The organism is Streptomyces silvae (genome assembly GCF_016745505.1).
In the GTDB taxonomy this organism is placed as follows: Bacteria; Actinomycetota; Actinomycetes; order Streptomycetales; family Streptomycetaceae; genus Streptomyces; species Streptomyces silvae.
This window is the reverse complement of record NZ_JAERUC010000195.1, coordinates 1-14,514: the sequence shown is the minus strand read 5'-3', so window position 1 is coordinate 14,514 and position 14,514 is coordinate 1. Positions and strand designations below refer to the sequence as shown.

Here is a 14,514-nt window from a genome sequence, read left to right as displayed (position 1 = left end):
GCGGGCGTACGCCGAGCGGCTCACGCCCGGCGACTTGCGTCAACTCCCCACCAGGGGCAAGGGTGTTCGGCGGACCCGCACCCCACTCAGCCGATGGCATATGCCGGAAGCAAGAACGCATCGAGTGTTGCCAAACCCCTTACAGGGCCTCGCAGCCTGTGCCACAGTCGTGTTCGGTCCACCCCACGAACCGGCCGTACCGCCTGTATCGGAGTACCAGATGCCGTCCCATCTGTTTGCGGACCGCCCCGCCCCACAGCCACCCGAGCGTGACGCCGTCGACGCCCTGATCAACCGGACCCGGCTGCTGCGCGGCGATGTGGACGCGGTGCGGCGCGACACCTGCGTCATCGACGACGAGGGCCCCCAGCAGCGCTGGCAGCGGGCCCTGTGCGAACTCGCCGTCCATCAGCTCGACGACCTCGGCGAGCATCTGGGACAGCTGAGGGACGGCATCCCCGGCGCCACGGCCGCCGAGCCCGTGGAGGAGCCCTCCACTGCGCCGGCCGGACCGCCGACGGGCTCGCTCCTCAGCAGGGTGGGCAGCGCGGAGTGGAATCTGCTCACCGACGAGGTCAGCTGGTCCGACGAGCTGTACCAGATCTTCGGCAGGGACCCGGGGGCGGGAGCGCTGTCCCTGGACGAGCTGCCGTCCGTGCTCCTCGCGGAGGACCAGCCCCTCCTGACCTCGATGGTGACCGACTGCCTGGTGGACGGAAGGCCGATAGACGGGGAGTTCCGCATCCTGCTGCCCGACGGCGGTATGCGCACCCTGCACATGATGGGCGAACCCGTCCTCGACGCGGACGGCTGCACCGCTTCCATGTGGGCGGTCCTGCGCGATGTGAGCAGGCTGCGGCGCAGCCAGCACATCGTGGGCAGGACCCGGGACACCCTGCGGCGCCAGGAGCACATGGCCCGGACCGAGCACCGGATGGCGGTGGAATTCCAGGAGGCCGTTCTCCCGCCGTGGCGAGGATCGCTGCCCATATCCGGCCGGGGCACGAGGGGCCTGGACGTCGCCGCGCACTACCTTCCGTCGGGAGCGAGCGACCTCATCGGCGGCGACTGGTACGACGCGCTGCCGCTCCCTGACGGAACGACTCTGCTGACCGTCGGGGACCTCACCGGTCATGGGATCCCGGCGACCTCGGCCATGGCGATGCTGCTCGGGGCGCTGCGCGGCATGGCCGTGGCAGGCATCGGCCCGGGGCCGGTCATGGGCCACCTGAACCAGCTGATCGAAGCCTCGGCACAGCCCGCGCTGGGCAGCGCCGTGTGCTGCCGCTTCGACCCGGCGACCGGAACCCTCGTCTGGGCACAGGCAGGACACCCCGCGCCGCTGCTGTTCCGCGACGGGGTGGGGCGTCCGCTGCCCGCGCCGGACGGAGTGCTGCTCGGGGCGGCGTCCGGGGTCACCTACGAGCAGGACCAGGTGGACCTGCTGGCGGGCGACGTGCTCGTCCTGCACACCGGCGGACTGACAGACCATAGCGACCGGAACACCGGCCCGGACATGCTTCTGGGGCTGGCGCCTCGGTTCGCGCAGGCCCGCACGGCACAGGAGTGCGTACGGACCGTGGTCGAGGAGCTCGGGTCCGCCGAACGATTCGACGACGCCTGCGTGTTGGTGGCCCGCGTCGAGGCGTGAGCGGGCTCCTGGCCGACCTGCCGAGGACCGTCCTGCCGAAGCTCCCCGTATCCGCCCTGCCGCGTACGGACCGGATCAGACCTCTGAACCCTTCGCCTTCTTGGCTGCCACACGGGGGGGCAGGGCGCTTTCGATCTCCTCCCGCAGGTCCTCGATCTTCGCGTATCCCGCGAACTGGCCGGTGAGGCGGTACATCTCGCGCAGCCGGTCCCAGGTCCGGTGCGAGGACGTCTCCCCCATCGACACGAGGGCGAGCCGTGCGTAGCGGTCGGCCTGCTCGGGGTCGTCTGCGATGAAGCACGCGGAGGCCAGCGAGATGTAGTCGAAGATCTTGGACCGCTGGCGTCCGTTTATCCGCAGATCGAGCGCCTGCTTGGCGTGACGCTGAGCGGTGGAGGCCGCTCCCGGGTCGTGCTCGGCCAGCGTACGGAAGGCCAGGGCCTGCATGCCGTGCATGTCCGCCTCGTCGAACAACTGCATCCAGCTCGGGGGCGGCACATCGCCCTTGTCCGAGACGAAGAGCTCCTCGGCCTCGCCGAGTGTGCGCCGCATGGCCTGCCCGCGTCCCATCGACGCCTGTGCCCAGGCCTCGATGGTGTGCAGCATCGCCCGGGTACGCGGCAGGGTCTCCTCCCCCGAACCGGACTTGGCGAGCTTCATCAGGTCCAGGGCGTCGTCCGGCCTGCCCAGGTGGACCATCTGACGGGCGGCTCGGGAGAGCGCCTCACCGGCGCGGGGACGGTCCCCGCCCTCGCGCGCCGCGTGGGCCGCGATCACGAAGTACTTCTGGGCGGTGGGTTCGAGGCCGACGTCGTGGGACATCCAGCCGGCGAGGACCGCGAGGTTGGCGGCGACACCCCAGAGGCGGCGCTGCAGATGGTCGGGGTGGCGGTAGGCGAGCATGCCGCCCACCTCGTTGAGCTGGCCCACGACGGCCTTGCGCTGGAGTCCGCCGCCTCTTGAGGCGTCCCAGGCCCGGAAGACCTCGACCGAGCGCTCGAGGGCCTCGATCTCCTCGGATCCGATGGGGGCGGCCTCGTACAGGTCGAAGCCGGCGTTGTCGGCGTACAGGGGGTCGTTGAGTCCGGAGGCCCGGGCCGCCGGAGCGGGCTCGGAATGCAGCCAGTCGTACATGGCGCCGGTGAGAGCTGAGCCAGCGGCGAGCGCGGCGCCCGCGCCCACCAAGCCGCGTCGGTTGAGCATGAGGTCCATTCCCGTGAATTCGGTGAGGACCGCTGCCGTCCGTTCGGGCGCCCACGGCAAACCGTCGGGATTGTCTTCCGTCCCGGCTTTTCGCCGCTTCCCCACACGCCCGCGCCGGCCGAACCCGAGGTCCTCGATGGTCACGACACGGCCGAGCCGCTCGGTGAACAGAGCTGCCAACACCTCCGGCACGGGATCGCGGGGGGACTCCCCCATGTCGATCCAGCGCCTCACCCGCGAGGTGTCGGTGGCGAGTTGGAGGTGGCCCATGGCCGCCGCCTGCCTGTTCACCATTCTCGCGAGTTCGCCCTTGGACCAGCCGGCCAGGCCGAACAGGTCCGACAGACGGGTGTTGGGTTCTCCGGTCACGTCAAGCCCCCAGGTTCTCGGCTGACTTGACCCTAGCCCCCCGGCGGATGCCGGGCGAATATTCGCCAGGGTTCGCCAGGGGTCGCTAGATGTTGTGCCACCCGCGGTCCGGTGTCAGGTAGGAAAGCGCCACCCCGCCCGGCAGCCCTCGGTACTCCCCAGGGTGCCGAACGGCCGCCGGCCGGGGCGGCGCACGTAACTTGTCGGCGCACGAAGGGATCTGTCTCGCCCATGTACACAGCATCGTCCTCCGTGTCCGCCCCGCCCCGGCCGCTTCGTCCTTCGGGGGCGGGCGGCGGGCCGTATCTCGACCCCCGCGCCGCGTCACCGGCGTCCGGCACGGGTCGGACCCGGCGGGCGGCGGGGCCGGGCTCCCAACCGCTCAGCGGACGACTGGACCTGTCCGGCGCTCAGGGCGCGCAGCTGCGGATGGCCATCGCCTCCGTGCACCGCATCTGCCCCGAGTTCAACCCGGTCCAGGTGCTGCGCCGCAGCGGGCGCTCGGTGCTGATCGTGGGCACCACCGGTCGCGCGACCGCGGTGGCCAAGTGTTTACTGGACCACTCCCCCGCGTGGACGGAGCGGTTCAGGCACGAAATAGCGGCATACCGCGCCTTCGTCAGGCACCGCCCGCCGGTCCGGGCCCCGCGGCTCATCGCCGCCGACCCGGAGAACTGCACCCTGGTGATCGAGCGGATGCCCGGACGGGTCGCGGCACTGACGAGGCACCCGGCGGAGGCGCCGCCCCGCGCGGATCTGCGTGCCGTGCTCGGCGCGGTCAGCCGGATCAACGCCTGGAGGCCGCCGGCCGGACTGTTCGACGCGCCCCTGGACTACGCCTCGCGCATCGCCCGCTATCACGAGCTGGGTCTCTTCACCGATCGTGATCTGGGTGACCTGCAGAAGCTGCTGCACGGTCTGGCCCACGCGGGCGGGCGGCAGGGCATGGGCCAGTTCTGCCACGGCGACGCCCTGCTCTCCAACATCCTGCTGCCGCCCACCGGGCCCGTCCTGGTCGACTGGGAGCACGCCGGCTGGTATCTGCCGGGGTACGACCTGGCGACGCTCTGGACCGTGCTCGGTGACGCGCCGGCGTCCAGGCGCCAGATCAGCCAGCTGGCGCAGGCGTCCGGCGCGGCTGCCCGGGACGCGTTCCTGGTGAACCTGATGATCGTGCTGACCCGGGAGATCCGTACGTACGAGACGGCTGTCCAGCGGGCGATGCGCGAAGGTGCACCGGCCGGGGCCGGTCAGGCGCGGCCGGGGGTGCTGTCCTCCGGCGAGGAGCAGAGGCTGCTGCTGCGCAGGCTGCACGACGACTGCGCCATGGCCCGGCGGGCCGTGCGCGCCGCGGTGGGCACACGCTGACCACGCCGGATCGACCGGCCTGACGGACGGGGGAAGCGCGCTGCGGGACCGGTGCCGACACACGGGTCCCGCAGCGCGCCGTTCGCCGTCTCAGCCGCCGTTCATGATCCGGCTCGCACGACATCGACGTCGGACGCCTTCACGAAGCCGATCCGGTGTCCGATCTGGACCGTCACGTACTTCTGGCTTCCCCGGAAGTACGTGTGGTCGTAGGGCTTGGAGGAGTCGATCGTCGGTGCGTAGAAGTAGCCGTTGGGGGCTTCGCCGCCGCCGGGGAATGCCTGTCCGGCCTTGATGGTGTAGACGAGCGGGGTGCCCACGGTCGGCTTGGCGAAGTCCGCGGGGTACTCCGTCTTCTCCGGGTAGGCGACGCCGTACACCGGCACCTCCTCCTTGCCGGCCTTCGGTCGAACGACACGGCCGGATGTGGGGGTGACGACCCGGGTTCCGGCGGGCGTGCGGAACCATGCCTTCTCCCCGTACCACCAGATCGCCGTCCAGCCGGGTGCGCGACCGGCGACGACCGCCTGCTGGGTGGCGCTGATCTTGCTGCCCCAGTCGGCGGCACAGTTGGTTCCGGGCGAGCCGTCCGGGTGCAGTCCCGGGTCGGAGAAGAGCGGTGAGTCGTCGGACGGCCCGGTGTGCAGGGGCACCGCGCTGCTGCCCTGCCGGGGCAGGTCGGCGTTCTTCTCGCAGTCGCGGAACTCCTGCTGGTTCTTGGTGAAGTCCGCGCTGACGGTGACCAGTTCGCTGCTGCGGGGCGCATTCGGCACGGTGGGCTTGCCGAGCAGTGCCATGAAGCGGTTCCAGTCCCAGTAGGGGCCAGGGTCCCAGTGCATGTTCTGGGTGCCAGCCGCGCTGGTGGGCGGTACGCCGTCGTGGCCGAGGATGTGCTGCCGGTCGAGCGGGATGTCGTACTCGGCCGCGAGGTGGCGTACGAGCCGTGCGGTCGAGCGGTACATCTCGGGGGTGTACCACTCGGCGCCCTCGGCCGCGAAGCCCTCCTGCTCGATGCCGATGGAGTGGGTGTTGAGATACCAGTTGCCCGCCTGCCAGGCGACGTCCTTGTTCTTCACCATCTGCGTGACATGGCCGTCGGCCGAACGCACCACGTAGTGGGCGGAGGTCTGGTTGGCGGGGTTCTGGAAGATCTTCAGGGTGGTGTCGTAGTCGACCTCGGTGTCGTGCAGGACGATGTACTTGATGGAGTTGGTCGCGGGCCGGTTCGCGGTGTCGTAGTTGCCGTAGGTCTCCTTGTCCTCCGGGTCGCCGGTCTGCTGGTAGGCCGCGGGGACCCAGTCGCAGGCCAGCCCTCGTGGACATTCGGGTCGTACGGTGTCCGCGCCTGCGGCGGCCGGGGAGAGGAGCGCCATGCTCAGCGCCCCCGCCGTGGTCAGTGCGAGCGCGAGTCTGATCCTCTGCTTCGACGTCATGACAACCCTTCTTGGGCCAGGTGGCAGAGAGGTTCCCAGGGGCGCTCCCCGCGTTCATCGGGTCGGCGCACACTCTGTGGCGCGAGGTGTTGGTGAGTCAAGAGTGCAGCGTGCCGCTTGACATGAGCTTGTGTGACTATTTCGCGCCGTGCGTGCCCCGTATGGCCGAGGGGTAGTGCTGGCGCCGACAGGACCGGTCCGCGTGGACCGCGCGGAATTCTCGGAAAGGCCGGACGCACACATGGCACAGCCCTTCTCACTGCCGGACTTCTACGTGCCGTACCCGGCGCGTCTCAACCCCCACCTGGAGGCGGCCCGGAGCCACACCCGGGAGTGGGCGCGCGGAATGGGGATGCTGGAGGGCTCCGGTATCTGGGAGGAGAAGGACCTGGAGGCCCACGACTACGCGCTGCTCTGCGCGTACACCCACCCGGACTGCTCGGCCGAGGCCTTGTCCCTGGTCACCGACTGGTATGTGTGGGTCTTCTTCTTCGACGACCACTTCCTGGAGCTGTTCAAGCGCACTCCGGACCGGGAGGGCGGGAAGCGTTATCTGGACCGGCTGCCGGCCTTCATGCCGATGGAGCGGGGTGCGGCGACCCCGGAGCCGGAGAATCCGGTGGAGGCGGGGCTCGCCGACCTCTGGGCGAGGACGGTGCCGGCGATGTCGGACGCCTGGCGGGCCCGGTTCGCCGAGGCGACGGAGAACCTCCTCAACGAGTCGCTGTGGGAGCTCTCGAACATCAACGAGGGGCGTATCGCCAACCCCGTCGAGTACATCGAGATGCGCCGCAAGGTGGGCGGGGCGCCGTGGTCGGCGGGCCTGGTGGAGTACGCGGCGAACGCGGAGGTTCCTGAAGCGGTGGCGGACTCGCGCCCGTTGCGGGTCCTCAGGGACGCCTTCTCCGACGGGGTGCATCTGCGCAACGACCTGTTCTCGTACCAGCGCGAGGTCGAGGACGAGGGCGAGAACAGCAACGGTGTGCTGGTCCTGGAGAGGTTCCTGGGCTGCTCGACCCAGGAGGCGGCGGAGGCGGTCAACGACCTGCTCACGTCACGCCTGCAGCAGTTCGAGAACACCGCCCTCACCGAACTGGGACCGCTCTGCGCGGAGGAGGGCCTCACGCCCGACGGGACGGCCGCGGTTCTGGCGTACGTGAAGGGGCTGCAGGACTGGCAGTCCGGTGGCCACGAGTGGCACATGCGCTCCAGCCGCTACATGAACGGGGGCGGCGCGGGCGAGAGCGTCCCCGGTTTCGGGATGGCCGCTGCTTCGATCCGGCTCACCCCCCGTTCCGAGTCGCTCCGGCTGCGCAGCCATACGCATGTGCCGTACCAGCGCGTCGGCCCGTCGCTGCTGCCGGACTTCGACATGCCGTTCAGTACGACGCTGAGTCCTCATCTGGACGGGGCGCGGGTGCGGATCGTGGACTGGGCGCGCCGGATGGGGATCCTGGAGGCGCAGCCGGGCGTGCCGGGTTCGCATATCTGGGACGAGGAGCGGCTCATCGCGACCGACCTGCCGCTCTGTGCGGCGGGGCTGCACCCGGACGCGACGCCGGACGAGCTCGACCTGTCGTCGGGGTGGCTGACCTGGGGGACGTACGGCGACGACTGGTTCCCGGTGGTGCACGGCCGGACCCGTGATCTGGCGGGTGCGCGGCTGGCCAACGAGCGGCTGTCGCTGTTCATGCCGCTGGACGGCTCGTCGGTGCCCGAGCCGGTCAACGCGCTGGAGCGCGGGCTGGCGGACCTCTGGCAGCGGACGGCGGAGCCGATGGACGAGGGTGCGCGCCGCACCTTCCGGGACGCGGTGGAGTCGATGACGGCGAGCTGGCTCTGGGAGCTGGCCAACCAGGCGCAGAACCGGATTCCCGATCCGGTGGACTACATGGAGATGCGCCGGGCGACGTTCGGTTCGGATCTCACGATGAGCCTGTGCCGGCTGGGTCACGGCCGGAAGGTGCCGGAGGCCGTCTACCGCAGCGGCCCGATGCGGTCCCTGGAGAACGCGGCGGCGGACTACGCGTGTCTGCTGAACGACCTGTTCTCGTACCAGAAGGAGATCGAGTACGAGGGTGAGGTGCACAACGGGGTGCTGGTCGTCCAGAACTTCTTCGGGGTGGACTACCCGACGGGGGTCGCGATCGTGGACGACCTGATGAATTCCCGGATGCGCCAGTTCCAGCACGTGGCGGAGCAGGAGCTGCCGGTCCTCTACGACGACTTCGACCTGGACGCGGAGGCGAGGGAGGTCCTGGCGGGGTATGTGCTGGAGCTCCAGCACTGGATGGCGGGGATCCTGATCTGGCACCGGGACTGCCGGCGCTACCGCGAGGAGGATCTGCGCCGGGGCACCGGGACCCCGTGGCACATCAGCGGCCCCACGGGGTTCGGGACGTCGGCGGCGCGGGTGACACGACTGCTGACGCAGGGACGTTTCAGCCCTGCTGGAACAGCTCCGCGGGAAGTGGCTTCAGCAGGGCGTACAGATCATCGGTGATCGGCCGGTCCCAGCTGGCGATGGTGACGAGGACGCCGTCGCTCCGGTCGAACTGGACGCATGAGATCCGGCTCTCGGAGAGCTTGATACGGCGCACGATCAGCAGGCTGTCGCCCTGCATGACGGGCACGTCCTCGGTGCCGGTGACTTCGACCGGCTCATCGTTCTCGAGGGCGAGGAGGAGCTGGGCGACCTCGAAGGGGACCTGGCCCTCCTCGGTCTCGCGGGCCGGGGAGCCCTCCGGCAGATTGCCGATGATCATCGCGGGGCCGCGTCCGCCGAAGAGGTCGTAGCGCAGGAACACGCCCTGACAGCTCCCGTCGGGAGCGGGGAGCAGACCGGCGCCGAGGTTGCCGGGCCAGTCCCCCGGGTCCATGGCCAGGACGTCGAAGTCCGGGCCCGCGGGTGTGGCGGCGCTACGGCGGCGGAGGAAGGACATGGACCCATGTTACGTGTCCCGGCTCACGTCACGGAGCCGGGCACTCCTACGCGGACTCGGCGGCCAGCGCTTCGAGCGCGCGGATCGCGTCGGCCGCGCGGGCGTACGGCACGAACAGGTGGTCGTGATGATGTCCGGCGACCACGTTGCAGCTGATTCCGGCGTCGGTGAGGGCCAGGGAGACCGCCGCGGTCAGTCCGACGGCGTCCAGTGCGGAGTGCACACGGAGCGTGATCCAGGCGGCGGCGAAGTGGTACGCCAGCCCCGCCTCCAGGGCCTGCGCTTCGGGGACGACGAGGGTCAGTCCCTCCTGCTCGGCGACGGTGACCACCGGGGTGACACCGGTGGGCACCGCTCCGCCGGGCAGGGTCGTGTAGACGTAGCGGCCGGGGTTCAGCTCCGGCCGCATGCCGTGCAGCAGTGTTCGAAGATCGCGCTCGCCCGTCATGGGGGCCACGCTACGGGTGCGCGGGGGCGGGGCGCCGACGCAGTAAGCCATTCAGGCACGCCATGTGTCCATACGCTCACCTTGCGTGGCACCGGTGGTTGATCGCCCATAGCTTCGGCTCATGAGGAAAAGACACATGAAATGCCTGGCGGGTATCACCGTCTCCACGGCCACGGCACTGGGTCTCGCGGCCGTTCCCTCCGCCGCGGCAGGACCCGGTGATCATGTGGTGCGCCCCGGCGACTCGATCCAGAGCGCGGTGGACGCCGCGGACGCCGGCGACACCATCGTCATCCTGCCCGGCACGTACCGCGAGAGCGTCCTGATCACGAAGCCGGGGCTGACCCTGGTCGGCACCCGGGGCCGGACGGTCCTCGCACCGCCCGCCGCGGACGGCACCAAGGCCGCCAACGCCTGTGCCACCGGCGGGAACGGCATCTGCGTCATCGGGACCAAGGGCCACACCGTCGATGACGTCACCATCCGCTCGCTGACCGTCTCCGGCTTCACCGGGAGCGGCGTCTGGGCGTCCTGGACCGACGGGCTCAGCGTCCGCAGGGTGACCGCCGAGTCCAACGGCGTCTGGGGCATCGCGCAGGAGCGGTCGACCCGTGGCGAGTTCCGGCGGAACACCGCCACCGGGAACGGGGACGCGGGGATCTTCATCGCGAACTCGGTCAGCGAGGAGGGCGGGGCCACCGACACCGGGGGGACCGCCGTCGTCGACAACTCGGTGAGCGGCAACCGCATCGGCGTCACGGCCCGGCGGGTGAGGAACCTCGTCATCGACGGGAACACCCTGACCGGCAACTGCAGCGGGGTCTTCGTCGTGGGTGACGAGTCCAAGCCCGCGGCGGGGGCGATGACGATCAGCGGCAACCGGATCGTAAAGAACAACAAGTTCTGTCCGGCGACCCCGCGTCTGTCGGCGATCCAGGGCTCGGGCATCGTCCTCACCGGCAGCGAGGCCACGGTCGTACGTTCCAACGTCATCCGGGACAACGTCGGCTCGACCCCGCTCTCCGGCGGCGTCCTGCTGTTCAAGAGCTTCGTGGGTGCGCTCAACACCGACAACACCATCAGCCACAACCTCGTGCAGGGCAACAAGCCGGCCGACCTCGCCAACGGTGACACCTCGGGCACCGGCAACACCTTCGTCAGCAACACGTGCGGGACGTCCGTCCCGGCCGGCATGTGCGCCGGATGACGGCTCAGCGCCGGACAAGGAGAAACGAGACGGTATGACCACCGTGAGTCCCACCCCCGACACCACCCCCGTCGCGACGCCTGTCGCCGTTCCCCAGGTCTCCGCCGCGCAGTCCCCGCCGCCGTCCATGCGTCTGCGGGAGCTCGCGTTCGGGGCAGCCTGCGCCGCCGCCGTACGCGCCGCGGCGAGGCTGCGCGTGGCGGACGCGCTGGGCGACGCCCCGGCATCGGCCGCGGAGCTCGCCCTGATCGTGGACGCCGATCCCGCGCCTCTGCGGCGGCTGCTGCGCGCGCTGTGCTGCTACGGAATCTTCGAGGAGACGGCGGACGGGAAGTTCGTCCACTCGGAGATGTCCCGGCTGCTGCGCGAGGACGACCCGAACAGCCTGCGCTACATCTCGCTGTGGTGCACCGAGCCCTGGACCTGGGAGGTCTGGCCGCGGCTCGACGACGCGGTGCGCTCCGGCGCGAGCGTCTTCCCGGAGACGTTCGGCAAGGGCTTCTTCGAGTATCTCCACCAGGACGCGGGCGAGTCCGCGCAGGTGTTCAACCGGGCGATGACCACCTCCAGCGTGCAGTCCGCGCAGGACGTCGCCGACCTGCTGGACCTCACCGGGGTGTCCTCGGTCGTCGACATCGGCGGCGGTCAGGGGCACGTCCTCGCGAGTCTGCTGGAGAAGCACCCCTCGGTCCGGGGGACGCTCCTGGACCTTCCGGGTGTCGTGGCCCGCGCGGACGCCCGGCTGCGGGAGGGCGGCGGCCTCGCGGACCGCGCACGGATCGTGCCGGGCGACTGCCGTGAGGACGTCCCCGTCGAGGCGGATCTGTACATCATCAAGAACATCCTCGAGTGGGACGACGAGAGCACGCGCAGGACCCTGCGCAACGTGATCGCCGCGGCCCGCCCGGGCGCCCGTGTGGTGATCATCGAGAACCTCGTGGACGACAGCCCGTCGATGAGGTTCACCACCGCCATGGACCTGCTGCTCCTGCTCAACGTCGGGGGTGCCAAGCACACCCGGGAGAGCCTGGTCACCCGGATGACCGACGCGGGGCTGCGGGTGGGCGAGATCCACCCCGTCAACGCGTACCTGCACGCGTTCGAGTGCGTCGTGCCGTAACCGTGGCCCCGGCGCACAGAGATCGCCCCGGGTCCGGCACCTAGGTGCCGGACCCGGGGCGGTCGTCCGTGTGTCAGGCGGAGCCGTCGCTCTCCCACCGGTAGAACTGCTGCGCCATCGCGTCCTTCGGACCGCGCCAGGTCTCCGGGTCGTAGGGGCTCACATAGGCGGTCAGCCGGTCGCTGATGGCCTTGAACTCCGGATGCTCCGTCACCTTGGCGATCTCCGGGCCCGGGGGCCGTTCGGATTCGATCAGGTGCAGGTACACGTCGCCGAACTGGAACAGGGTGCGCCGCTTGACGCCGACCAGGTGGGGCAGGTCGGTGTGGTCGGAGGCCGCGAACAGCTTCGCGATGTCCGGCGCGGATTCCGGCGCCATCCGGGCGACGATCAGTGCGTGGTGCATCTGGCTGCCTTTCGGGGCATCAGTTGGCGGGGACCGAGGCGGACCGGCGTTCCCGGTCGCGCTGCTCGATCTTGTCGCGGATGAGCTCCAGCTGGACGCGCGAGTTGCGGTTGATGTTGTCGGTCATCCACGCGTCGTCGACCGGGGCGTCGGGGCGCATGGCGAAGTCCTGGCGCCAGTGCATGCGCGTGCCGCCCGGAACCTCCGAGTACTCCCACCGGATGTCCATGTGCTGGAACGGGCCGGGCTCGACCCGCCGTGCGCGTACGTTGCGGCCCTGGCGGTCCGTGGTGCGCTCGGAGACCCAGCTCCAGACCTTGCCGTTGTCGTCGGGGTGCATCGTGAGGCGGAAGGTCGTCTTCTGGCCCTGCCGCTCGATGACCTCGACCGCCGCGTACTCGCTGAACAGCTGCGGCCAGTTCTCGAGATCGTTCGTCATGTCCCAGACGAGGTCCAGGGGGGCGGCGATGGTGATCTCGTTCTCCGTGTGTCCGGACACGTCAGACTCCTGTCACTGGGGTGTTGTTCACGAGGTCGAGGAACTCGCCGGGCGTCTTGCACCGGTCGGCGTCGGCGGGCAGCGGGCGGCCGTACCGGTTCTCGAGCGCGGCGACGATGCCGAGCAGACCGAGCGAGTCCAGGCCGTACTCGTCGAAGGCCGAGCCGGGCCGGCTGGCCATGTCCGACGGGTCGACCGTCAGGCCGGCGCCGTTCTTCATGAGCGTGGCCAGTTCTTCGTACGTCAGTCGATCGTTCACGAGGTCTGCTCCTTCTCACAGGGGGGTGTCGGTCGGGCGCCGCAGCACCAGGGCCGCGTTCGAGCCCATGAGTCCTCGGCTCAGCACGAGCGCGGTCCGCATGTCGGCGGGGCGCGCGCGCCCGGTGACCACGTCCAGGTCGTGGCACACCTCGAAGACGTTGGGCGTCGGCGGGATCAGGCCGTGTTCCATGGCGAGCACCGCCGCGGAGGTGTCGAGCACGGGCGCGCCGCAGTAGGCGCGGCCGGTACCGGTCTTGGGCGCGGTCACCGGGACCCGGCGTCCGTGGGCGCCCAGGGCGTCGGCGATCGCCAGGGCCTCGGCCCGGTCGGCCGCGGGCACGCCCAGCGCGTCGGCGAAGACGACGTCGATCTCCTCCGGCGCGCAGTCCGCCTCGCGCAGCGCCCCTTCGATGGCCCGGGCCAGCCCCGCGCGGGACTCCTCCCAGCGGGACGCGCCGGTGAAGGTGGCCGCGTGGCCGGCCAGCTCGGCCCGGACCTTCGCACCACGTTCGCGGGCCGCCGATTCCTCCTCGACCACCAGCATGGCGCCGCCCTCGGCCGGTACGAACCCGCAGGCGTCCGCGGTGAACGGCCGGTAGGCGCGGGTGGGTTCCTCGCAGAGGCTGAGATCGTCGTAGCCCAGCTGGCAGACCACCGAGTACGGCGCGAGGGGTGCCTCGGCCGCGCCGACGACGACGGCGTCCGTGCCCCGCCGGATGGAGCGCGCGGCGTGCATGAGCGCGTCCAGGCCGCCGGCCTCGTCGCTGGCGACGACGGCGCAGGGCCCCTTGAAGCCGCCCCGGATCGAGATCTGACCGGTGCTGGCCGCGTAGAACCAGGCGATGGACTGGTACGGGCCGACGAATCGGGAGCCCTCGCCCCACAGCCGCTGCAGCTCGCGCTGGCCGAACTCACCGCCGCCCGATCCGGCGGCGGTGACGACGCCCACCTTGAACGGCGCGCCCTCGTAGTCCGCGCGGCCGAGCCGGGCGTCGTCCAAGGCGAGATCGGCTGCGGCCATCGCGTAGTGCGTGAAGCGGTCCGTCTGGACGAGGAAACGCTCCTCGATGAACGCGACCGGGTCAAAGTCCCTGACCTCGCCCGCGACGCGCAGCGGGAGGTTCTCGCAGCCCTCGCGGGACACGCGGTCGAGGACGCTGACCCCTTCCTGGGTCTGCTTCCAGAAGGCACCGGCGCCGGTCCCGTTGGGGGCGACGACACCGATCCCCGTGATGACGGAGTTGCGGTGTGCGGGGGTGTTCATGGGGTCCTCCCGCCTGATCTGGTCATGGCGACGGCGGACTGGAATCCGCCGAAGCCGCTGCCGACCGAGAGCACACTGCGCAGCTTGAGGGGCCGGGCGGTGCGGGGTACGTAGTCGAGATCGCACTCGGGGTCCGCGGTCTCGTAGTTGGCCGTCGGCGGCACCGTCTGGTGCTTGAGGGCCAGGACGCAGGCGGCGATCTCGATGGCGCCGATCGCGCCGAGGGAGTGCCCGACCATCGACTTGATCGAGCTCATCGGCACCTTGTACGCGTGCGCGCCGAGGGCCTTCTTCACCGCTGCCGTCTCGTGCCGGTCGTTCTGCTTGGTGCCCGAGCCGTGCG

13 protein-coding genes and 1 pseudogene are annotated in these 14,514 nt (G+C 70.5%); 5 read left to right on the top strand and 9 right to left on the bottom strand.

The annotated features are described in order from the left end of the window. The first annotated feature begins 220 nt into the window (after positions 1-220). Positions 221-1,651: a PP2C family protein-serine/threonine phosphatase gene (locus tag JKV81_RS31830; RefSeq protein WP_202079074.1), complete on the top strand. Its 1,431-nt coding sequence runs from the start codon at positions 221-223 to the stop codon at positions 1,649-1,651. 75 nt (positions 1,652-1,726) lie between these two features. Here the strand turns inward: JKV81_RS31830 and JKV81_RS31825 are convergent, their stop codons facing one another. Next, positions 1,727-3,223, bottom strand: coding sequence for a DNA-binding protein NsdB (locus JKV81_RS31825; RefSeq protein WP_129260491.1), 1,497 nt, complete (start codon positions 3,221-3,223; stop codon positions 1,727-1,729). Between the two features lie 231 nt (positions 3,224-3,454). Here JKV81_RS31825 and JKV81_RS31820 point away from each other — a divergent pair, with 231 nt between their 5' ends. Next, positions 3,455-4,591: an aminoglycoside phosphotransferase family protein gene (locus tag JKV81_RS31820; RefSeq protein ID WP_099171208.1), complete on the top strand. Its 1,137-nt coding sequence runs from the start codon at positions 3,455-3,457 to the stop codon at positions 4,589-4,591. A gap of 101 nt (positions 4,592-4,692) precedes the next feature. Here JKV81_RS31820 and JKV81_RS31815 read toward each other — a convergent pair whose 3' ends face one another. Further along, entirely contained in the window at positions 4,693-6,024 is a 1,332-nt protein-coding gene (locus JKV81_RS31815; protein WP_129260492.1) for an N-acetylmuramoyl-L-alanine amidase, read from the bottom strand. A 241-nt stretch (positions 6,025-6,265) separates the two neighbouring features. Here JKV81_RS31815 and JKV81_RS31810 point away from each other — a divergent pair, with 241 nt between their 5' ends. Further along, positions 6,266-8,527 carry a family 2 encapsulin nanocompartment cargo protein terpene cyclase gene (locus JKV81_RS31810; RefSeq protein ID WP_129260493.1) on the top strand — a complete coding sequence of 754 codons (2,262 nt, stop codon included), beginning with the start codon at positions 6,266-6,268 and terminating at the stop codon, positions 8,525-8,527. On the opposite strand, the gene JKV81_RS31805 is transcribed toward JKV81_RS31810, so the two are convergent. Together JKV81_RS31805 and JKV81_RS31800 are read right to left on the bottom strand one after the other, a co-directional pair. Continuing rightward, on the bottom strand, positions 8,466-8,966 hold the full coding sequence (locus JKV81_RS31805) for a hypothetical protein (protein WP_031095964.1): 501 nt from the start codon (positions 8,964-8,966) through the stop codon (positions 8,466-8,468). The two genes, JKV81_RS31810 and JKV81_RS31805, sit on opposite strands and share 62 nt — an antisense overlap. Positions 8,967-9,012: 46 nt before the next feature. Further along, positions 9,013-9,414, bottom strand: a complete 402-nt coding sequence (locus tag JKV81_RS31800) for an ACT domain-containing protein (RefSeq protein WP_129260494.1) — start codon at positions 9,412-9,414, stop codon at positions 9,013-9,015. Between the two features lie 136 nt (positions 9,415-9,550). Between JKV81_RS31800 and JKV81_RS31795 the strand changes: the two genes are divergently transcribed. Both JKV81_RS31795 and JKV81_RS31790 read left to right on the top strand, forming a co-directional pair. After that, positions 9,551-10,621 (top strand): right-handed parallel beta-helix repeat-containing protein, encoded by a 1,071-nt coding sequence (locus JKV81_RS31795; RefSeq protein WP_202079072.1) that lies wholly within the window; start codon positions 9,551-9,553, stop codon positions 10,619-10,621. 34 nt (positions 10,622-10,655) lie between these two features. Beyond that, positions 10,656-11,741 (top strand): methyltransferase, encoded by a 1,086-nt coding sequence (locus JKV81_RS31790; protein WP_202079070.1) that lies wholly within the window; start codon positions 10,656-10,658, stop codon positions 11,739-11,741. A 73-nt stretch (positions 11,742-11,814) separates the two neighbouring features. On the opposite strand, the gene JKV81_RS31785 is transcribed toward JKV81_RS31790, so the two are convergent. From JKV81_RS31785 to JKV81_RS31765, 5 genes and pseudogenes are all read right to left on the bottom strand, one after another. Continuing rightward, positions 11,815-12,147, bottom strand: a complete 333-nt coding sequence (locus JKV81_RS31785) for a TcmI family type II polyketide cyclase (RefSeq protein ID WP_202079068.1) — start codon at positions 12,145-12,147, stop codon at positions 11,815-11,817. Between the two features lie 19 nt (positions 12,148-12,166). Beyond that, entirely contained in the window at positions 12,167-12,646 is a 480-nt protein-coding gene (locus JKV81_RS31780) for an SRPBCC family protein (RefSeq protein ID WP_099171220.1), read from the bottom strand. A 1-nt stretch (position 12,647) separates the two neighbouring features. Beyond that, positions 12,648-12,905, bottom strand: coding sequence for an acyl carrier protein (locus JKV81_RS31775; protein WP_099171222.1), 258 nt, complete (start codon positions 12,903-12,905; stop codon positions 12,648-12,650). A 15-nt stretch (positions 12,906-12,920) separates the two neighbouring features. After that, on the bottom strand, positions 12,921-14,171 hold the full coding sequence (locus JKV81_RS31770; RefSeq protein ID WP_099171224.1) for a ketosynthase chain-length factor: 1,251 nt from the start codon (positions 14,169-14,171) through the stop codon (positions 12,921-12,923). Then, a pseudogene (locus JKV81_RS31765) lies at positions 14,168-14,514 on the bottom strand (beta-ACP synthase); the annotation flags it as partial. The gene JKV81_RS31770 and the pseudogene JKV81_RS31765, both read right to left, overlap by 4 nt.